The organism is Collimonas humicola (assembly GCF_018304945.1).
Taxonomy (GTDB): Bacteria; Pseudomonadota; Gammaproteobacteria; order Burkholderiales; family Burkholderiaceae_D; genus Collimonas; species Collimonas humicola.
This window is the reverse complement of the sequence record NZ_JAGQEE010000002.1, coordinates 252,305-270,986: the sequence shown is the minus strand read 5'-3', so window position 1 is coordinate 270,986 and position 18,682 is coordinate 252,305. Positions and strand designations below refer to the sequence as shown.

General features: G+C 62.0%; 23 protein-coding genes. 11 read left to right on the top strand and 12 right to left on the bottom strand.

Annotated elements, in window-relative coordinates; all coding sequences use genetic code 11:
• Positions 1 to 13: 13 nt before the first annotated feature.
• The 7 genes from KHU30_RS09965 to KHU30_RS09935 all read right to left on the bottom strand — a co-directional run bounded on the left by KHU30_RS09965 (position 14) and on the right by KHU30_RS09935 (position 5,890).
• Positions 14 to 649 carry an alpha/beta hydrolase gene (locus KHU30_RS09965; RefSeq protein WP_211442500.1) on the bottom strand — a complete coding sequence of 212 codons (636 nt, stop codon included), beginning with the start codon at positions 647 to 649 and terminating at the stop codon, positions 14 to 16.
• A gap of 45 nt (positions 650 to 694) precedes the next feature.
• Positions 695 to 1,015 carry a (2Fe-2S) ferredoxin domain-containing protein gene (locus KHU30_RS09960; RefSeq protein ID WP_211442499.1) on the bottom strand — a complete coding sequence of 107 codons (321 nt, stop codon included), beginning with the start codon at positions 1,013 to 1,015 and terminating at the stop codon, positions 695 to 697.
• Between the two features lie 115 nt (positions 1,016 to 1,130).
• On the bottom strand, positions 1,131 to 2,300 hold the full coding sequence (locus KHU30_RS09955; RefSeq protein WP_211442498.1) for a VanZ family protein: 1,170 nt from the start codon (positions 2,298 to 2,300) through the stop codon (positions 1,131 to 1,133).
• The gene (locus KHU30_RS09950; protein WP_211442497.1) at positions 2,300 to 2,899 is read right to left on the bottom strand and encodes an ABC-type transport auxiliary lipoprotein family protein; all 600 of its coding nucleotides are present in this window, start codon (positions 2,897 to 2,899) and stop codon (positions 2,300 to 2,302) included. Before KHU30_RS09950 ends, KHU30_RS09955 begins: the two co-directional genes overlap by 1 nt.
• A 106-nt stretch (positions 2,900 to 3,005) precedes the next feature.
• Positions 3,006 to 3,953, bottom strand: coding sequence for an MlaD family protein (locus KHU30_RS09945; protein WP_211442496.1), 948 nt, complete (start codon positions 3,951 to 3,953; stop codon positions 3,006 to 3,008).
• A 42-nt stretch (positions 3,954 to 3,995) separates the two neighbouring features.
• Positions 3,996 to 4,766, bottom strand: a complete 771-nt coding sequence (locus tag KHU30_RS09940) for an ABC transporter ATP-binding protein (RefSeq protein ID WP_211442495.1) — start codon at positions 4,764 to 4,766, stop codon at positions 3,996 to 3,998.
• Entirely contained in the window at positions 4,766 to 5,890 is a 1,125-nt protein-coding gene (locus KHU30_RS09935) for an MlaE family ABC transporter permease (RefSeq protein ID WP_211442494.1), read from the bottom strand. The genes KHU30_RS09940 and KHU30_RS09935 overlap by 1 nt, the downstream gene beginning before the upstream one ends.
• Before the next feature lie 196 nt (positions 5,891 to 6,086).
• Here KHU30_RS09935 and KHU30_RS09930 point away from each other — a divergent pair, with 196 nt between their 5' ends.
• Genes KHU30_RS09930 through KHU30_RS09920 form a run of 3 tightly spaced genes read left to right on the top strand, consistent with a single transcriptional unit; the run spans position 6,087 to position 8,372 of the window.
• A complete protein-coding gene (locus KHU30_RS09930; protein ID WP_211442493.1) occupies positions 6,087 to 6,917 on the top strand; it encodes a biotin--[acetyl-CoA-carboxylase] ligase in 831 nt (276 codons plus the stop codon).
• A 9-nt stretch (positions 6,918 to 6,926) separates the two neighbouring features.
• Positions 6,927 to 7,682 (top strand): type III pantothenate kinase, encoded by a 756-nt coding sequence (locus KHU30_RS09925; protein WP_211442788.1) that lies wholly within the window; start codon positions 6,927 to 6,929, stop codon positions 7,680 to 7,682.
• Between the two features lie 3 nt (positions 7,683 to 7,685).
• Positions 7,686 to 8,372, top strand: a complete 687-nt coding sequence (locus tag KHU30_RS09920; protein WP_211442492.1) for an SPOR domain-containing protein — start codon at positions 7,686 to 7,688, stop codon at positions 8,370 to 8,372.
• Positions 8,373 to 8,375: 3 nt separating this feature from the next.
• Here the strand turns inward: KHU30_RS09920 and KHU30_RS09915 are convergent, their stop codons facing one another.
• The gene (locus KHU30_RS09915; protein ID WP_230427301.1) at positions 8,376 to 8,627 is read right to left on the bottom strand and encodes a cysteine-rich CWC family protein; all 252 of its coding nucleotides are present in this window, start codon (positions 8,625 to 8,627) and stop codon (positions 8,376 to 8,378) included.
• A gap of 257 nt (positions 8,628 to 8,884) precedes the next feature.
• On the opposite strand from KHU30_RS09915, the gene argB reads away from it, so the two are divergent.
• On the top strand, positions 8,885 to 9,787 hold the full coding sequence (argB, locus tag KHU30_RS09910; RefSeq protein WP_038493964.1) for an acetylglutamate kinase: 903 nt from the start codon (positions 8,885 to 8,887) through the stop codon (positions 9,785 to 9,787).
• A 61-nt stretch (positions 9,788 to 9,848) separates the two neighbouring features.
• Here the strand turns inward: argB and KHU30_RS09905 are convergent, their stop codons facing one another.
• Both KHU30_RS09905 and KHU30_RS09900 read right to left on the bottom strand, forming a co-directional pair.
• Positions 9,849 to 10,565 (bottom strand): pseudouridine synthase, encoded by a 717-nt coding sequence (locus KHU30_RS09905; RefSeq protein WP_211442491.1) that lies wholly within the window; start codon positions 10,563 to 10,565, stop codon positions 9,849 to 9,851.
• A 276-nt stretch (positions 10,566 to 10,841) separates the two neighbouring features.
• The gene (locus tag KHU30_RS09900; protein WP_211442490.1) at positions 10,842 to 11,420 is read right to left on the bottom strand and encodes a DNA-3-methyladenine glycosylase I; all 579 of its coding nucleotides are present in this window, start codon (positions 11,418 to 11,420) and stop codon (positions 10,842 to 10,844) included.
• A gap of 190 nt (positions 11,421 to 11,610) precedes the next feature.
• Here KHU30_RS09900 and KHU30_RS09895 point away from each other — a divergent pair, with 190 nt between their 5' ends.
• Entirely contained in the window at positions 11,611 to 12,462 is an 852-nt protein-coding gene (locus KHU30_RS09895; RefSeq protein ID WP_211442489.1) for a D-amino acid aminotransferase, read from the top strand.
• Positions 12,463 to 12,624: 162 nt separating this feature from the next.
• Complete coding sequence (locus tag KHU30_RS09890) at positions 12,625 to 12,912, top strand: DUF493 family protein (protein ID WP_098494497.1); 288 nt, start codon at positions 12,625 to 12,627, stop codon at positions 12,910 to 12,912.
• A gap of 12 nt (positions 12,913 to 12,924) precedes the next feature.
• On the opposite strand, the gene gcvA is transcribed toward KHU30_RS09890, so the two are convergent.
• On the bottom strand, positions 12,925 to 13,851 hold the full coding sequence (gcvA, locus tag KHU30_RS09885) for a transcriptional regulator GcvA (protein ID WP_211442488.1): 927 nt from the start codon (positions 13,849 to 13,851) through the stop codon (positions 12,925 to 12,927).
• A 170-nt stretch (positions 13,852 to 14,021) separates the two neighbouring features.
• On the opposite strand from gcvA, the gene KHU30_RS09880 reads away from it, so the two are divergent.
• The 4 genes from KHU30_RS09880 to lipA all read left to right on the top strand — a co-directional run bounded on the left by KHU30_RS09880 (position 14,022) and on the right by lipA (position 16,787).
• Positions 14,022 to 14,336 (top strand): DUF2917 domain-containing protein, encoded by a 315-nt coding sequence (locus KHU30_RS09880; RefSeq protein ID WP_211442487.1) that lies wholly within the window; start codon positions 14,022 to 14,024, stop codon positions 14,334 to 14,336.
• Positions 14,337 to 14,340: 4 nt separating this feature from the next.
• A complete protein-coding gene (locus tag KHU30_RS09875; RefSeq protein ID WP_230427300.1) occupies positions 14,341 to 14,982 on the top strand; it encodes a glutathione S-transferase family protein in 642 nt (213 codons plus the stop codon).
• Positions 14,983 to 15,053: 71 nt separating this feature from the next.
• Entirely contained in the window at positions 15,054 to 15,737 is a 684-nt protein-coding gene (gene lipB / locus KHU30_RS09870) for a lipoyl(octanoyl) transferase LipB (RefSeq protein ID WP_211442486.1), read from the top strand.
• 42 nt (positions 15,738 to 15,779) lie between these two features.
• The gene (gene lipA, locus KHU30_RS09865; protein ID WP_211442485.1) at positions 15,780 to 16,787 is read left to right on the top strand and encodes a lipoyl synthase; all 1,008 of its coding nucleotides are present in this window, start codon (positions 15,780 to 15,782) and stop codon (positions 16,785 to 16,787) included.
• A 139-nt stretch (positions 16,788 to 16,926) separates the two neighbouring features.
• On the opposite strand, the gene KHU30_RS09860 is transcribed toward lipA, so the two are convergent.
• A complete protein-coding gene (locus tag KHU30_RS09860; protein WP_211442484.1) occupies positions 16,927 to 17,412 on the bottom strand; it encodes a MarR family winged helix-turn-helix transcriptional regulator in 486 nt (161 codons plus the stop codon).
• A gap of 179 nt (positions 17,413 to 17,591) precedes the next feature.
• On the opposite strand from KHU30_RS09860, the gene KHU30_RS09855 reads away from it, so the two are divergent.
• A complete protein-coding gene (locus KHU30_RS09855) occupies positions 17,592 to 18,641 on the top strand; it encodes an alpha/beta fold hydrolase (protein WP_211442483.1) in 1,050 nt (349 codons plus the stop codon).
• Positions 18,642 to 18,682: the final 41 nt, after the last annotated feature.

Genomic DNA, 18,682 nt, shown 5'->3' with positions numbered 1-18,682 from the left:
CAAGCACGGCCTTTCAGCGATGCCACATTCCGACCATGAGATTCTTGATATGTTGCAAGCGCCGGTGAAAAAAATGATCGGCGCCGGGAATCACGATTACCGGGATGTCTTGCGGGCGCGCCCATTCGAACACCGCGGTCAGCGGAATGGTTTCGTCCAGTTCGCCGTGGATCAGGATGCTGTTGGCCGGCACGGCCGGCATCGGCCATTTGCCGGCGGCAGTGCCGATCAGCACCAGCCGCTCGGCCGGCGTGCCGGCATCGATAAGCCGCTGCTGCAATTGCGACTGCACGAAGGTGCCGAACGAAAAACCGCCCAGCGCCAGCGGCAAATCAGGATACTGCCGGCGCATATGGGCCAGCAGCAGCGCCATGTCGTCGGTCTCGCCGCGTCCTTCGTCGTGCGCGCCTTCGGATTTGCCGACGCCGCGGAAATTCATGCGCACCGTGACATAGCCGAGTGCCAGGAAGCCGCGCGCCAGCGTATGCACCACCTTGTTGTCCATGGTGCCGCCGAACAGCGGATGGGGATGGGCCACCAGCGCCAGGCCGCGCGGCTCTGGAAAAGTTGCGGCGTCAGGCAGGTCGAGTGCGCATTCAAGCTGGCCGACAGCGCCGGCGATGAAGAAGGATAAGGTTTGGGCGTTCATTGGATCAATTCAACTGGGTGACGATGTGATGTACTGCGTAGCGGCTTATATTTTGAGACGCTCGACGATCTTGCCGCCGACGATATGGACGTCGATGATTTCGTCGATGTCTTCATTGTCGACGTAGGTATACCAGACGCCCTGCGGATAAATCACCAGCGCCGGCCCTTCTTCGCAGCGCTCCAGGCAGCCGGCCTTGTTGATGCGCACCTTGCCGTCGCCGGCCAGGCCGAGCTGCTTGATGCGTTTCTTTGCATGTTCCTGGGCTGCCTGCGCACCGCTGTTGGCGCAGCAAACCCGTTCGCCGGGGGCGCGCTGGTTGAGGCAGAAGAAGACGTGGTGTTCGTAAAAGGGTTTGTCGCTCATGGTGTTGGAATGGTGGGTTGCGCGCTGCAAGCAGGAAGCAGGAAGCAGGAATCATACACCCGCCGGGACTTTGTTTCCTGGCGACCGGCCAGGTGCGGCCGGCCAGGCGCGGCCGCTACCTGGAATCGCGCTGCTGCTTGTTGGCGCGCCGCTTGTGCATCGGATGAAACAGGAACCACAGCGTGCAAAACGGCCACAGCAGGGCCAGGAACTGGGCGACGCCGTTGAAGTTGAGGAATTTGCCCTGGGTCCAGGTCTGCAGGGTTTCGGTGTAATACGGGTTGTCCGGCATGACATTGACCAGCAGCAGCGTGATGATCAGGGTTAGCGCCGCCAGCCGGCGTTGCGCCCGCTGCGGCGCGTAGGCCAGGCCGCTCAGCATGAGGCCGCCGATCAGCAAGCCGCCGAAGGAGCCGGGGGTGAGCCAGACCAGGGCGTTGTCCGGGGCGAACAGCAGCGCTGTCGCCAGCGTCTTGGCCATCAAGGCGAGGAACACCAGCAGCAGGCTGAGCGGCAGCTTCGGCGCCTGCTGGCGCAGCAGGATGAGGAAGGTCAGGGCGGCGCCGGTCAGGCCGCACGCGGTGATGATGGTTTCGGTCAGCCAGTACTGGTCGGCGCTGAACTGGAAATCGTTGGTGATCCAGCCTTGCAGGTCGACTGGCTGTTCCAGCAGGTCGGATAGCCAGGTGGAGAGCATCGAGGTGACCTGGCCGAAGCCGAACAGGTGGCTGAGCGGATAGATTTGCGCCAGCGGCCACAAAGCGACCACCACCATGCCCTGGCTGGCTTCGCGGTTGAACCAGCGTTCGCGCAGCTGCAGCAGGCGGCTGTCAGGCCCGAAGCGCGGCCGCAGGATGGCCCCCAGCACCGCGCCGAGCAGGGCGCCGATGCTGTTCGTCATCAGGTCCAGGTTGGAGGCGACCCGGGTCGGCAGGAAGGTCTGCACTGCTTCCATGCTGCCGGAGATGAGCACCCCGGCCACGGTGGCCAGCAGCACCGCCCAGTACGGCGGCCAGCGGCGCGAGCGCGGCAGGGACAAGACCATCAGCATGCCCAGCGGCAGGTAGCCGGCGACGTTGGTCCAGACATCGAACACGGTCCAGTAGTGCGGCAGCGGCGCGCGCAGGTAGGCGAAGGCGGTCAGTCCGAGATCGCGCCAGCCGGCAAACGGGTACCAGCTGGCATAGATGATCAGCAGCAGGTAAATCAGCAGGCTGACGCGGGCAAACGATGAGGCCGCGGAAGAACGCGGCGCCGTGGTTTCGGGTGCGAGTGTTTGCGACATTATCTTTTCGGCGCCACGGTCGCTAGCCAGGCCATCATGTCGCCGATCACGGCGTCATTGGCGCTGACAAAAGCGCGCGCCGCGCCGGCGGCGTCAGCGCTCGGGGCTTCCGCCCGGCTGCTGAAACTCTTTTGCGCCAGCAGCACGCGGCCGTTGAACAGCGAAGCGCGCACCTGCAATAACGCTACGCTGTGCGAGGGCGTATCGAAGGTTTGCGTGAAGTCGTCCATATCGATGCGCAGCAGGGGAACGTTGAGCGCGGCGTCCGACATCGCCAGCACGGCGCCGCCTGCCTGCGCCATGCGCGCTTTCAGGCGCTGCTGGAACAGCTGCGCCGGCGGCATGGTCCAGCGGCTGCTGGCGTAGGGGCGCGGCTGCTGTTCGTTGGCATAGGCCAGGCGGAAGAACATCATGTTGTTGTCCAGCCAGGCGGGCGTATTGACGTCGGCCACGCTGATGGCGGACAAGGCCGGCGCAGCGCTGGCGGCGGCGCTCGGCAGCAGGCCGAGATCGTACTGGGTCGGCGCGTCAACCTTGCTGGCGCAAGCGGCAACCAGAGCCAGCGCTGCGAGGGCCGACAGGATTCGTGGGATGGTCATGGCTTACCTTTTTATAGTTAGTTGAGGACAGAGGCGCACGGCAAGTGTAATTCGCCACGCTACGGTGGCTTTTAAACCCCACCCGGGCAGCTCTGTCCCCAATTCGTTATCTTACTGGCGCGACAAAGCCCGCTTCACCGGGGCCAGGCGGCAGGCCTTTGCTGCCGAACAATATGCTTTGCGGCTGCTGGCTGAAGTGGTCCAGGGTCTGGTTCAGGGTCCGCATCGACGTGCGTGCTTCATTGGTCAGCGTATTGAAGCGCGGCAGCGTCTCGTATTCCACGCCGCTGGCCACCGAGCCGATGTTCTGCACCGCGCCCGTCAGGTTGGTGACGGCGCCGTCCGGCCCTTGCAGGCTGGCGGTCAGGCTGTTGAGGTTCTTGCTGAGCACGCTCATGTTGTTCGACAGCGCGGTAACCGAAGCCAGCGCCTGGTTCAGCTCGCCGGTCAGGGCAGGCAGCTGGCGGATGGTCGGCTCCAGTTTCTGCGGGATGCCTCGGTATTCATCGGCGGTCTGGCTGACGTCGCTGAAGGCCTTGATCATGGTTTTCTGGTTTTCCGGGTCCAGCAGGTCGTTGAGCTTGCTGATCATTTCGTCGGCGCGCGACAGGATCACCGCGCCCTTGCTCTGCAGGTTGTCGAACAGGCTGGGACGCAGCTCGATGCGCGCCAGGTGCTGCTTGCTGCTGGCCAGCTTGAGCGGCTTGCTGCCGTCGTCGTCCAGCTGGATATAGGCAATCCCTGTCACGCCCTGGTAGCCCAGGGTAGCGAAGGTGGATTGCGTCACCGGCGTGTCTGGATTGATCTTGATCTTGATCAGGATCTGGCCGGGAAACTTGGGATCGAAGGTGATCGTATCGACCTTGCCGGCGTCCAGCCCGCGATAACGCACGTCGGCCTGCGGGTTGAGGCCGGGCACCGACAGCTTGGTGGCGATCTCATAAGGGACCCGTTCGACGCGGTCGCTGTTGAACCACATGACGCCGATGATCGCCGCGATCAGCAAGATCACGGTGAACAAGCCGGCGATCAGGGCATGTGCTTTGTTTTCCATGGTGTTTCCTATCTATGCCGCCAGCAGCCGCTTGGTTGCAAATCAGCCGCAGGTTTCATGTTCATAGCGGTTGGCTGTGAGAAAAAATGTTTCGATGAACGGATGGCGCACTTTCATGACGCGCTCCGGCGTGTCGTAGGCAATGACATGTTTGTCCGCCAGCACAGCGATCCTGGTCGACAGCGCCAGCAGCGGTTCCAGGTCGTGGGTGATCATCACCACGGTCAGGCGCATGTCCTTGTGCAGCGAGCGTATCAGTTCGATAAACGCAGCAGATGAAGCAGGATCGAGGCCGGCGGTCGGTTCGTCCAGGAACAGCAGTTCCGGCTCCAGCGCCAGCGCGCGCGCCAGCGCCACTCGCTTGATCATGCCGCCGGACAGGTCGGACGGCATCTTCAGCGCATGCTCGGGGCCGATGCCGGCCATCTGCAGCTTGAGCAGGGCGGCGTCGCGGATCAGCCTGTCGGGCAGGGCGCGCAGCTCGCGCATCGGCAGCGCGACGTTGTCCAGCACCGTCAGCGCGGAAAACAGCGCGCCTTGCTGGAACAGCATGCCCCAGCGGTTTTGCAGCGCATACATCTGCTCAACGTCAGCCTGGCTGATATCGGTGCCGAAGACGCTGACCTTGCCCTTGGTGGGGCGGTTGAGGCCGAGGATCTGCCGCACCAGCGTGGTCTTGCCGGAGCCCGAGCCGCCCACCAGGCCGACGATTTCGCCGGCGGCGACGCGCAGGTCGAGGTCCTGGTGAATCACCGTCGGGCCGAACTGGGTCCACAGTTTGTCGATCTCGATAATCGTTTGTGAGCCGTCCATCAGAACCCCACGCCGCTGAAAATGATGGCGAAAATGGCGTCGGCGACGATCACGATGGTGATCGCGGTCACCACCGAGGTGGTGGTGCCATGGCCCAGGCTTTCGGTATTGGGCTCGATGCGCAGGCCGAAATAGCAGGCCACCATCGCAATCAGGCCGCCGAATACCGCACCTTTGCCAAGGCCGATCAGATAGTTCGGCAGCGGCACCGCATTCGGCAGCTGCTGCAGGAAATAGGTCGGCGACAGGCCCAGCTGCAATTGCGCCGCCGTCATCCCGCCCAGCAAGGCGATAGCGTCGGTCCAGATCACCAGCAGGGGCATCGCCACCAGCAGGGCCAGCACGCGCGGCAGGATCAGGCGGAAGCCGTGCGGCAGGCCCATCACCAGCATGGCGTCCAGTTCTTCCGTGACCCGCATCACGCCCAGCTGGGCGGTGATCGCCGAGCCCGAGCGGCCGGCCACCAGGATCGCGGCCAATAGCGGCCCGAGTTCGCGGATGATGCTCATGCCGAGGATGTTGACCAGGTAGATATCGCCGCCGAAGGTATGCAGCTGCTGCGCCGACAGGAAAGACAGCACGACGCCGATCAGGAAGCCGACCAGCGCGGTGATGCCGAGCGCCTGGTAGCCGACATGATAGATATTGGCGGAAATTTCTTTCCATGGCGCGCGCTGCGGCACTTGCAGCATGCGCAGGAAATCCAGCACCAGCTGTCCCAGCAAGGTGATGAAGCCGGCCATGTGGCCGAGCGTGTCGCTGCCCATGTCGTAGATGATATTGAACAGGCGCCGCCGCGGCGGCCTGGGCGGCAGCTGCAAGGGGCCGGCATCGGCCAGGCGCTGGAAGAAGTCGCGGTGCTGCGGCGCCACCGTCAGTTGCTGCGGCCGCTGCTTGCCCCAGGCATTCCACAGCAGCTGGGCGCCGATATGGTCAAGCGTGCCGACTTGCGACAGATCCCAGCGCAGTGCGGCCGATTGCCGGCTCAGGCCTTTCAGCTTGGCCTGGATGGCCTGGATCACGCCCGGCCGGGTCAGGGCGTGCACCTGCCAGTTGCCGCGCGCGGCGACCAGGCTGCCATCTGTAACGTCGAGAACGGGCGTGGAGGAATCGGGATTCGGCATCGCACCAGTTTAAGGGAGAATCGTACTTAGCACTATTGCAGTAGTGATAAAACTTGTAGGGAAAGTGTAATGGGAAGAGCAAGTTGTCTGATATGAAATGAAAATGCCTGCTGAAAGCGGTCGTCGCCATGTTTTCCATAGCTGGACCGTGCGTTGCAGGCCGCACTCCGCCATAACTCCCGCTACAATGCGCGGCATGACTGTACAAACTATTGCACCAACATCTTCCACGGGCCATTTGTCGTCCGCCCGCATCGCTGCCTTTGCCGGCCATCACGCCGAGCATTGCCGGATCGAAGTGGTGGCCGAGACCGGTTCCACCAATGCCGACTTGCTGGCGCGGATCGCCCAGGGCAGCCTCGGCGCAGCGACTTTGCTGGCGGCGGAAACTCAAACCGCCGGCCGCGGCCGCGCCGGCCGCGCCTGGCTGACGGCGCCGGCGGCAGCGCTGACGTTTTCGCTGGCCTGGCCGTTCGCCGCGCCGCTGCACGCGCTGGTCGGCTTGCCGCTGGCGGTGGGCGTGGCGATTGCCGAGACGCTGGCCGATTTCGGCGTCGCGGTGCAGCTGAAATGGCCTAACGACGTGCTGCAGGGCGGCCGCAAGCTGGCCGGCATCCTGATCGAAACCGCGACCGCGCCCGACCAGCAGGTGTGGGCGGTGATCGGCATCGGCATCAATCTCAGCGTATCGGAACGGCTGCAGGAGCAGATCGGCCAGCGCGCCGCCAGCCTGCCGGCCGCGGCCGCGCAGGACCGCGACCTGCTGCTGGCGTCTTTATTGAGCGCGCTGGCGCAAAGCATGCGGCAATTCGAAAGCCTGGGCTTACCTGCCTTCGTCGAGCGCTGGAACCGGCTGCATGCGTTTGCCGGCCAACAAGTGCTGATCCTGGACCAGGGCAAGGTGCTGCACGAAGGCCGCGCGCTCGGCATCGACCAGATCGGCCGCCTGATGCTGCAACCGGATGGCGGCGTCAGTCCGCTGGCCATCATGGCCGGCGATATTTCATTGCGCGTGAAGGAGGGCTGAGCCGTGGCCATGCTATTGATCGATGTCGGCAATACCCGCATCAAATGGGCGCTGGCGGCGGCCGGGGCGGCGCCGGGCGTCTGGCAGGAGAGCGGCTCGGCGGCGCTGTCGGAGCTGTCCATGCTGAGCGAACGCTGGCGCAAGCAGACGGTGGCGCGCATCCTGATCTCGAATGTGGCTGGCGAACACATGCAGGAACGCCTGCAGACCATGCTGGAGATCGTGTTCGGCGCCGCCTTGCGCCCCAGCTGGTTTGCCTCGCCGCCGCAGCTGGCGGGCTTGCGCAACGGCTATCGCGATCCGGCCCAGCTCGGTTGCGACCGTTTCGCCGCGGCGCTGGGGGCGCAGCAGCTGTTTCCGCAGGAGACCTTGCTGGTCGCCACCTGCGGCACGGCGACCACGATCGACGCAGTTACGGCCGACGGCGTGTTCAGCGGCGGCATGATCCTGCCGGGACTGGGGCTGATGGCGACCTCGCTGGCGCGCAGCACTGCGAAACTGCCGCATATCACCGACCACGTGCAAGTCGACACGCAGTTTGCAGACAACACGGATGGCGCTATCATCAGCGGTTGCATCAACGCGCAGGTCGGAGCGATCGAACGCGGCTTTGCCCTGCTCGGGCAGCAGGCTGCGGGGGCGGCGGTACGCTGCATCGTGGCGGGCGGCTCGGCGGCGCTGATTGCGCCCTACCTGTCCATCCGGCATGAAACGGTTGATAATCTGGTATTGATCGGTCTACAAACTGCTGCGGCGACTATTTAAAACATGTTGAAACTATTCTTTTGGCTGCTGTTACTGGCGAACGCCACCCTGTTTGCCATGCAAAAGGGCTATCTGGGCGCGTTCTACAGCGATGGCCGGGAGCCGGCCCGCATCGGCAAGCAATTGCAGGCGGACAAGATCAAGCTGGTCGCCAGCGATGGCGCGCCTGCCGCGGCTGCGGCGCCGGCAGCCGCAGCGGCCGCGAGCGCGCCGTCGGCGGCTGACCTGGCGCCGGTGGCTTGCACCGAGATCGGCAATTTCAACGCTTCCGAAGCGCGCCGTTTTTCCAGCCAGCTGGCGGAACGCACGCCGACCCTGAAGTTCGTGCGCCGGGAAATCCAGGAAGTCGCCAGCCATATGGTCTATCTGCCTTCGCTCGGCAGCAAGGAAGCGGCCGACAAGAAGGCCGATGAAGTGCGGCGCCTCGGCATCAGCGATTTTTTCGTGATCCAGGATTCCAGCGCGCTGCGCTACGGCATCTCGCTCGGCATCTTCAAGACCGAAGAGGCGGCGCAGAAGCAGGTCGCCAGCCTGGCCAAGCGCGGCCTGAGCGGCGCCAAGGTCGGCACCCGCAGCGTCAGCTCCAGCAAGGTCGCGTTCCAGCTGCGCGACATGGGCGGCGACGCCAGGCTGGCGTTCGACAAGATCAAGACCGATTTTCCCGCACAGGAAGTACGCGGCTGTCCTTGATCGTCAAGGCGAGGGGTTCTGAGCGGTTGTTGCGGCCTGCGCCTGCAGCAAGCGCTCCAGGCAGGCCGGGCAGTAGCACTTGGCGGTAGCGGCCAGGCTGGCGCCGGCCAGCGGCGGCAGCCCGCTGCACCAGCAGGGCTGGTCCGGATGCTGGCCGGCGCCGCAGAAAAACGCTTGCTGGCAAGACGGGCATTGCGCCATTTCGGCTATCCTTTGTTCAGGCGGGCAGTAAGTCGGGAAGGCCCCGAGCATCATGATAACCATCTTGGCCGCCGTGGTATATCTACGCAACACATCGCACGCTTGTCATACCTAAGCCAAGGCATTTCAATGTAAAATCTCGCTGATTCATCGCGCAGCGATTTTTAACTCCCCCGAGTTGCAGTCTTTGCACCCTTTTATTCTCTTCTGACAAGCTGTCCCAGGTTCCAGAAGAATCGTTGGCCGCCGGCGCTCGCCGGGTCGCGATTCTTCCTCGGGCAGCTGTCCGGAAATCTCTTGTAGGACTGTTCATGGCCGATTTGACCAACGATCTTGCCAACGTTGCCCCAGGAATCAAAGCTGAAATTCTGGCCGAGGCGTTACCGTACATCCGTCAATTCCACGGGAAAACCATCGTCGTCAAATACGGCGGCAACGCCATGACCGAAGAACGCCTGAAGCACGGCTTCGCGCGCGACGTCATCTTGCTGAAACTGGTCGGCATGAATCCGGTGGTGGTGCACGGCGGCGGCCCGCAGATCGACAACGCGCTGAAGAAAATCGGCAAGCAGGGCACTTTCGTGCAAGGCATGCGGATCACCGACGAAGAAACCATGGAAGTGGTGGAGTGGGTGCTGGGCGGCGAAGTGCAGCAGGATATCGTGATGCTGATCAACCACTACGGCGGCCAGGCAGTCGGCCTGACCGGCAAGGACGGCGGCCTGATCCGCGCCCGCAAATACCGCATGCCGGACCGCGAACATCCGGGCGAATTCCTCGATATCGGCTTTGTCGGCGAAATCGAAGCGATCAATCCTGCGGTGGTCAAGGCCCTGCAGGACGACGCCTTCATCCCGATCATTTCGCCGATCGGCTTCGGCGCCGACGGCCAGGCCTACAACATCAATGCCGACGTCGTGGCCGGCAAGATCGCTGAAATCCTGCACGCGGAAAAGCTGATCATGATGACCAATATTGCTGGTGTGCAAGACAAACAAGGCAATCTGGTGACTGACTTGTCGGCACGTGAAATCGACGAGATGTTCAAGGACGGCACCATCTCCGGCGGCATGCTGCCGAAGATTTCGTCGGCCCTGGATGCGGCCAAGTCGGGCGTCAACACCGTGCACATCATCGATGGCCGCATCGAGCACTCGCTGCTGCTGGAAGTGTTGACCGAACAGGCTTTCGGTACGATGATCCGCTCGCACTAAGCTGCGGCAACAGCCGGAAACAGGAAAGCGCAAGGCATAGGCCCTGCGCTTTTTTTACGCCTCAGGCTGGCGCCAGCAAGGCCAGGTGTTCCGGCTCCAGATAGCACCATTCCCCTATTTCCAGTTCCAGCGCCTCCAGCGTCAGGCCGCCGATGGCGGTGCGGCGCAAGGCAGTGCAATGGTTGCCGGCGGCGACCAGCATGCGCTTGACCTGATGGTATTTGCCCTGTTCCAGCACGATCTCGATTTCATGCGTACCCAGCATGCGGCAGCTGACGGCCGCCAGGGCTTGCGGCTCATCGTGCAGTTTGACGCCGGCCAGCAGGCTTTGCACCAGTTCCTCGGTCACCGGTTCATGCGTGGTGGCGACGTACAGCTTGGGCACGTGGCGCTTGGGCGACGACTGGGCATGGATGAAGCTGCCGTCGTCCGACATCAGCAGCAGGCCGGTGGTGTCGTGATCGAGGCGGCCGACCGGCTGCACGTCGCGCCAGCTGAATTGCTCCGGCAGGATGCTCAGCACGCCGGGATGGTGGCTGGGCTTGCGCGAGCACTCGATGTCGCTGGGTTTGTTGAGCACGATGTAGACGTGCTCGCGATAGGTCCATTCTTCTTCAAACAGGGTGAACGCCAGGCCGTCGGTGTCGGGCGTGGATTTATAGTCGGTCACGACTGTGCCGTTGATGGCGACTTCGCCATCTTCGATTAACTCACGGCAATATTTTCGGCTGCCGAAGCCTTGCGATTGCAGGATCCGGTCTAAGGTCAGTTTAGGCATGGCGGGAATGTAGCAGAATGGTGCGGGAACGGGAAGAGGGCGGCGATCCGGGTATCCAAATCGTCGCCCGGCTGTCGTTTACGCTGCTTGTTTAGCCGCGTTCAACTTGGCATACGCCTGCAGCAAACGCCGATGCATCTCACCTGGGATGTGAGCGTAGGCGAGATGGGACGGCAGGGCTGCTGTCATGGCAATAACAGCAGCACAACCCCTCAGGCATCGCGGAACGGCGCGCTGATGCCTTGTGTGACGGCCCGCAACCGCCTCAGCGCACAATTACTCCTTTACCGCATGGTGGCGGAAGCACTCGACGCAGTGGTCGTTGACCATGCCGATCGCCTGCATGTAGGCGTAAATGATGGTGGAACCGACGAATTTGAAGCCGCGCTTGGCCAGATCCTTGGAAATCCGGTCCGATAAAGGTGTTTTGGCGGGGTTGCCGCTCAGTAATGTCCATTGGTTCTGGATCGGCGCGCCGTCAACGAAGGCCCACAGATAGGCGTCCAGCCCACCCAGTTCCGTCTGCAGGCGCAGATAGGCCTGGGCGTTGCTGATGGCGGCTGCTACCTTGAGGCGGTTGCGGACGATGCCGGCGTCGGCCAGCAGCGAGGCGACCTTGTCCTCGTCGTAGCGGGCGATCTTCTTGGCGTTCCAGCCGTCGAACGCGCGCCAGTAGTTCTCGCGCTTGTTGAGGATGGTTTCCCAGCTGAGGCCGGCCTGCGCCCCTTCCAGGTTCAGCATTTCGAACAGGCGCACTTCGTCGTGGCAGGGCTGGCCCCATTCCTCATCGTGGTAGGCCAGATAGCGCGGATTGGCCGGATTGGCCCAGGCGCAACGGGTAAGGGGCTTGGTCATGGCGGGCGGGCAGGGGAAACGCCGAGGCTTCCCGGAAGTTGAATTACGCACATGCTACCGCACAAAATCATCTGTTGCGGCGGCAGGCGTGTGCGGGCGGTTCCGGCGCACCTGCGCATACTTTTTTTGCATACCCTGCGGCTCATCGCTGTGCCAGAATGGATTTCTCTACTTTTTCAGGAATCCGATCATGCAAGATCCGCTGGTCTATCTCAATGGCAGCATGACTCCGCTGTCCGAAGCGCGCATCCCGGTGCTGGACCGCGGCTTCATTTTCGGCGACGGCGTATATGAGGTGGTTCCCATCTACGGCCGCAAGCTGTTCCGGTCCGAACATCACCTGGCGCGCCTGTTCCGCAGCCTGGCCAAGATCAGTATTCCAAATCCGCATGACAAAGAGCAGTGGATGGCGCTGATCAACAGCGTGATCGCGGCCCATCCGGCGGATGACCAGATGGTCTACATCCACGTCACCCGCGGCGTCGCCAAGCGCGGCCATGCCTTTCCCAAGGAGCCGCTGACGCCGACCGTGTTCATCATGACCAATCCGCTGGTGCTGCCGAGCGCTGCCTTGCGCGCCAGCGGCGTGCCCTGCGTGGCAATGGAAGACCAGCGCTGGCTGCATTGCGAGATCAAGTCGATCTCGCTGCTGGGCAACGTATTGGCGGCGCAGAACGCCGCCGAACACGGCGTGGTCGAGGCGATCCAGTTCCGCGACGGCTGGCTGACCGAGGCTTCCTCGTCCAATGTGTGGATCGTCAAGCACGGCAAGCTGATGGCCCCGCCCAAGGACAACCTGATCCTGGAAGGCATCCGCTACCGCCTGATCGAGGAGCTGTGCGCCGCCGGCGGCATTCCTTTCGAGGCGCGCCGGATTGCGCGCGAAGAGGTATTCGGCGCCGATGAGGTGTTGCTGTCGTCGGCCACCAAGGAAGTGTTGCCGGTGGTGTCGATTGACGGCAAGGCTATTGGAAACGGCGTTCCTGGCCCCATATACAAGCAGTTATACGAGGCTTATCAGCAGGCCAAGGCCGCAGCCTGAACGCAGCAGGTTTCTTTCGGGTAGTTGGCAAAATGGTTGCAGGGTGGATATTTCCGCCCTGTTTTCATTTGCACAAGCCGTTCTTGCAGATTGCCGCGCCGCTGATAAGCCAGGAGAGTAAACTAACTATCTGTCTGCAACATCACTGAAGAGTAAATGACCATGACCGACCTGACCAAGCCCATCGATCCAGCAGAAAGCCTGATCGAATATCCCAGCGTGTTCCCCATCAAGATCATGGGACCGACGCATGATGCTTTCGTTGAGACCATCGTCGGCGTGGTGCTGCAGCATGACCCTACTTTCCATATCGACAAGCTGGAAGTGCGGCCATCGTCCAAGGGCAACTACACCGGCCTGACGGCCAACGTGTATGCCATCCACCGTGAGCAGCTGGATAATCTGTATCGCGCCTTGTCTTCCCATCCAATGGTCAAGATGGTGCTGTAAATCCAGCCTGGATCAGGGCTCGGGCTCCCCGGGCCACTCGCTTTGCGCCTTGAAAGCGCGGACCTCGGCTGTCAGCCAGCGATGAAAAGCCTGCACCTGCGGCTTGTCCATCGCTTCCTTGGTGCAGGCGAAATAATAGGATAAGGGGCAGCGCGCCACGACGTCGAACAGGCGCACCAGCTCGCCCGAAGCAATTTCCTGCAGCGCAATCGCGTGCCGCGTCAGCGCTATCCCCAAGCCATCCGAAGCCGAACGCAGCAGCATCGAAGCGTCTTCGATCAGCAGCCCGCCGCTCGGCTCTACCAGATCGACTCCCGCCGCCTCGAACCAGGGCAGCCAGGAAGATTCGGTGTCCATGCGCAGCAAACTGCACTGCTCCAGTTCCTGCGGGGTTTTCGGCAGCTTGCCGCCGCGGTAGTGCGGACTGGCCACCGGATAATAAAAATCGTCCATCAGTTTTTCCACCACCAGGCCGGGATAGTTGCCCAGGCCGTAGCGCAGGCCGACATCGATCGGTTCCCGCTCCAGGTCATTGAGGTGGTTGCTCGATTGCAGCACCACTTCGGTATCAGGATGCAGGTCGATGAATTTCCACAGCCGCGGCGCCAGCCAGCGCGCCGCAAACGAGGGCAGGGCCGAGATCGTCAGGCGCTTTTGCTTGGCGTCGAATTTCAGCGTTTCGGCAGCAATCGCGATTTCACTCAGGGATTTGCGGATGGTGGCGGCGAAGCGCTGGCCTTGCTCAGTGATGGTGATGCGCTTGCCGTGGCGCAGGAACAACTGCACGCCCAATTCCTGCTCCAGGGCGCGGATCTGGTGGCTGATCGCCCCCGGCGTCACATAGATTTCCTCGGCGGCGCGCGAAAAACTGTCATTGCGGGCAGCGGCTTCAAAGGCGCGCAGGGCGGAGAGATTCGGCAATTTTCTGAGATCGGCCATGACGGACCCGGGTTTATGTGAGAAAAACTAGTAAGGACGGGGAAAATTACTCGTTTTGTTAACACTCTTCAGTTGATTAAAATGGCCATGTAGAAACAAGGAATGGCTATATCAAGCGCTTTGAACAGGATATAGCGATCAATATACCAGCAGTTTCAAGGAGCAGCATCATGAGAAAATTATTAGCTAATGAGTCTTTGACTATCGGTGCCGGACAAGCCCTCTCGGTGATCGCGCCGGTGGCGCAAACCTTGCAAATCACGCAAGGCCGGGTGTGGGTGACGGTTTCGGGCCAGGGCGACGACTACTGGCTGTCCGCCGGCCAGTTCCTGCATGTCGCCGCCGACAGCCATGTCGTCATCGAAGCCCACAAGGGCAACAGCGTGGTGCAAGTGCAACAGCTGTCCGGCCGCCTGCCGGCAGTCAGCGCACGCGCCGGCTTCAGCAAGCCGCTGACGCCGCGCGGCACACCGGCGACATGCTGATCCGATGACGGATATGCAGGATCAGATCACGTTCTACGGCAACGCCGATTCGGGACACGCTTACAAGGTCGGGCTGATGCTGGCGGTCAGCGGCGTTGCCCATGCTTACCAGTCTATCGATATCGGCCAGCCGCGCCATTTGCGGCCGGAGCCGTTCCGCAGCCTGGCCAAATTCGGCGAGGTGCCGTTGCTGGTGCACAACGGCGTGCCGTATATCCAGTCCGACGCCATCCTGATGCACCTGGCCGAGCATACCGGCGGCTTCGGTGCCGAATCGCCGCTGCGCATGGCGCGCGTGCGCGAATGGCTGTTCTGGGAAGCTAACCGGCTCGGCATGTGCCTGCCGCAGCTGCGTGCCGCGCGCAGCGTTGCGCCGCAGGATTATCCGGCCGGCGCCGTCGACTGGTTGCAAAGCCGTTTTGACATCGATATCGCCAAGCTGGAGACAGAGCTGGCCGACGGCCGCGCGTTCATCATCGATGATCAGCCGACCATCGCCGATTTTTCCCTGTGCGGCTACCTGTTCTGGGCGGATGCCGCCGAAGTCGTGCCGCCGCCGCGTGTTGCGGCCTGGCTGCAGCGCATCAGCCGATTGCCAAACTGGCAATCTCCGGAGAGCTTATTGACCCCCTTATTGGCCCCCTGAGGACCTGGCGGCGCGTCGGCGCGCCAGCCGCTTTTGCACGCCGGCCGCCTTTTTTCGTTACACTTGCGCCTATGTCCAGTGCGCAGCAACTCCGTTCCCCCGATTACCCGCCCAGTCCTCAGATCATCCGGCGCGGCGTCGAATCCTACTCCGTCAGCTTTGAGGCCATGCGCGCGTTTACGGCCGCCCGCAGCGCCGATACCCCTGACCAGCTATGGATAGTCGAACATCCGCCCGTGTATACACTGGGTCTGGGCGCCGATCCGAGCCATGTGCTGGCGCCGCACGATATTCCGGTAATCCAGACCGACCGCGGCGGCGAAGTGACCTATCACGGCCCCGGCCAGGTGGTGATCTATCTGCTGCTGGACTTGCGCCGCCGCCGTCCCGCCGCCCGCGTCTTCGTGCGCGAATTCGTGCGAAGCATCGAGCAGGCGGTCATCGACACGCTGGCAGCGTATAATCTGGCCGGTGAACGCAAGCCCGGCGCGCCCGGGATATATGTCGCCGACGGCGCCTGGCAGGGTGCGAAGATCGCCGCGCTTGGATTGAAAATAAAGGCCAGCGGCTGCACCTACCACGGTGTATCGCTCAATGTCGCCATGGACCTGACGCCATTTTCCTGGATCAATCCGTGCGGCTACGAAGGCCTGCAGACCGTCGATATGAAAACACTAGGCGTTGATATAGCTCTCTCTGAGATGCAGTTAGCGCTTGCTGACCACTTGATAGAAAAATTTAACTGCGTGATTTAACTGCGCGATTTAACCGAGCGCCCTCCGGGACTCCACCAGACCATGACCACAGAAACCACGCCGTCTCTGCCAGCCGAAGCCACTGTTGCTACCGCTAGTTATAATCCGTCCGAAAAACAGAAGGGCGCCAGCAAGACCGCGCGCATCCCGATCAAGATCGTTCCGATCGAACGCCTGCAGAAACCGGACTGGATCCGCGTCAAGGCGGCCTCGCCTTCCTCGCGCTTCTATGAAATCAAGGACATCCTGCGCGCCAACAGCCTGGTGACGGTGTGCGAAGAAGCCAGCTGCCCGAATATCGGCGAATGCTTCGGCAAGGGCACCGCCACTTTCATGATCATGGGCGACAAGTGCACCCGCCGCTGCCCGTTCTGCGATGTCGGCCACGGCCGTCCCGATCCGCTCGACGTCAACGAGCCGGAAAACCTGGCCAAGACCATCGCCGCGCTGAAACTGAACTACGTGGTCATCACCAGCGTCGACCGCGACGACCTGCGCGACGGCGGCGCCGGCCACTTTGCCGAATGCATCCGTCACGTGCGCGCGCTGTCGCCCGCTACCCGCATCGAGATCCTGGTGCCGGACTTCCGCGGCCGCATGGACCGCGCCCTGGAAATCCTCAACCTGGCGCCGCCGGACGTCATGAACCACAACCTGGAAACCGCGCCGCGCCTGTACAAGGAAGCTCGGCCGGGTTCCGATTACGAATATTCGCTGAACCTGCTGAAGCGCTTCAAGGCGCTGCATCCGAACACCCCGACCAAGTCCGGCATCATGGTCGGCCTCGGCGAAACCGATGAAGAAGTGCTGCAAGTGATGCGCGACATGCGCGCCCACGACGTCGACATGCTGACCATCGGCCAGTATCTGATGCCAAGCGGCAATCACCTGCCGGTGCGGCGCTATGTGCATCCTGACGTGTTCAAGATGTATGAAGAAGAAGCCTACAAAATGGGCTTTGCGCACGCGGCAGTCGGCGCGATGGTGCGCAGTTCCTATCATGCCGACCAGCAGGCGCATGACGCCGGCATGGTTGTGAAAAATCAGTAGCTGAAAATGCTTGGCGAATTGACTGGGTCGGCGATTTAGCATTCCCAAACCAGTTAATTCGCCGAAAGCAGTCCCCCGCTTTTGCACCTGTCGCGCCTCCTTGACAGTAATTGCCGCGACGATCCCTCCGTGTTGAAGGTTACTGCTTGCCGCCTGCGGCCGGGTTCTGGCCGGAGGCGTTGATCAGGTTGGTGCGCAGGTTGACGATGGCCTTTTGCAGCACGCGGAATTCCTCCGGCGCCAGGCCGGATGCCTTGGCCGTCACCTCGCGGAAGGCGAACGCCTTTTCCCTCAGTTCCCGCCCCGTATCAGTCAGCGACACGAGCACGCTGCGCTCGTCCTCGCTGTCGCGCTCGCGACGCACATAGCCCATCGCTTCCAATCGTTTCAGCATGGGCGTCATCGTGCTCGGTTCCAGAAACAGCTTTTCGCTCAGGCTTTTGACGGTCTGGCCGTCCTCTTCCCAAAGGCAAATGATGGTGACGTATTGCGGATACGTGAGTCCGAGCTTTTCCAGCACGGGTTTATAGACGCGCGAATAAGCGAGGTTGGTCGAGTAGATGGCAAAGCACATGAAATCGCCGAGCCTGGCCACGTCCTTGTTGGTGTTGGATTTATTGCCCATTTAACATCTCCGTAAAAATATTTATCAAGATAATGATTATCGTACTTGAAAACGGCCATGAACTTGTATATATTTACCTCAATAATAATTATGACGATAACTAAATTATTATGACTGACCATAGCGTATCGATTGCAACAGGCATCTGAAACCAACCCTAACGTCACTGGAGAAAGCAAATGCAGCAATACTTCAACAACAACCGCCGCGTCGTCCTCGCCGCCGCCGCGTTCATCCTTGCCGGCGCGCAGCTGGCGTTGCCGGCAGCAGCCCAGGCACAATCCGCAGGCGCTGCGCCGAACGCGACTGCCGCGGCAAACCGGGGACCGGCCGGCTTCAAGTCCATCAAGCAGATTGACGCCGGCGTGCTCAATGTCGGCTACGTCGACGAAGGCCCGGCCGACGGTCCTGTAGTCATTCTGCTGCACGGCTGGCCGTATGACATCAACAGCTTCGTCGACGTCGCGCCCTTGCTGACGAAGGCCGGCTATCGCGTGATCGTGCCGCACCTGCGCGGCTACGGCACCACGCGTTTCCTCGATCCTAACGCTGTGCGCAACGGCGAGCCGGCGGCGCTTGCCTCCGATGTGGTTGCGTTGATGGACGCCTTGAAGATAGACAAGGCCGTGCTCGCCGGTTATGACTGGGGCGCCCGCACAGCCGATATCGTTGCAGCGCTATGGCCGCAGCGCGTCAAAGGGCTGGTTTCCGTGAGCGGTTACCTGATCGGCAGCCAGGAAGCCGGCAAGCAAGCCTTGCCGCCGAAGGCTGAGCTCCAATGGTGGTACCAGTTTTACTTCGCCACCGAGCGCGGTCGCGCTGGCTATGAAAAAAACCGGCACGATTTCGCCAAACTCATCTGGCAAACCGCATCGCCGCAATGGCGCTTCGACGATGCCACTTTCGACCGCAGCGCCGCGTCACTGGAAAATCCCGACCATGTCGCGATCACGGTTCACAACTATCGCTGGCGTCTCGGTTTGGCGAACGGCGAAACGAAATACGACGAACTGGAAGCGCGGCTGGCGAACTTGCCCGCCATCGCGGTGCCGACCATCACCATGGAAGGCGACGCCAACGGTGCGCCGCACCCCGAGCCCGCCGCCTACGCCAAACGTTTCACAGGCAAGTACAAGCATGAGCTCGTCGCTGGCGGCATCGGCCACAACCTGCCGCAGGAAGCGCCGCGCGCATTCGCTGACGCCGTGATCGAAGTCGACCATCTCTGATGATGGCTGGAGCGGCAATCCGCCTGTGGTCGCCGCCTCTC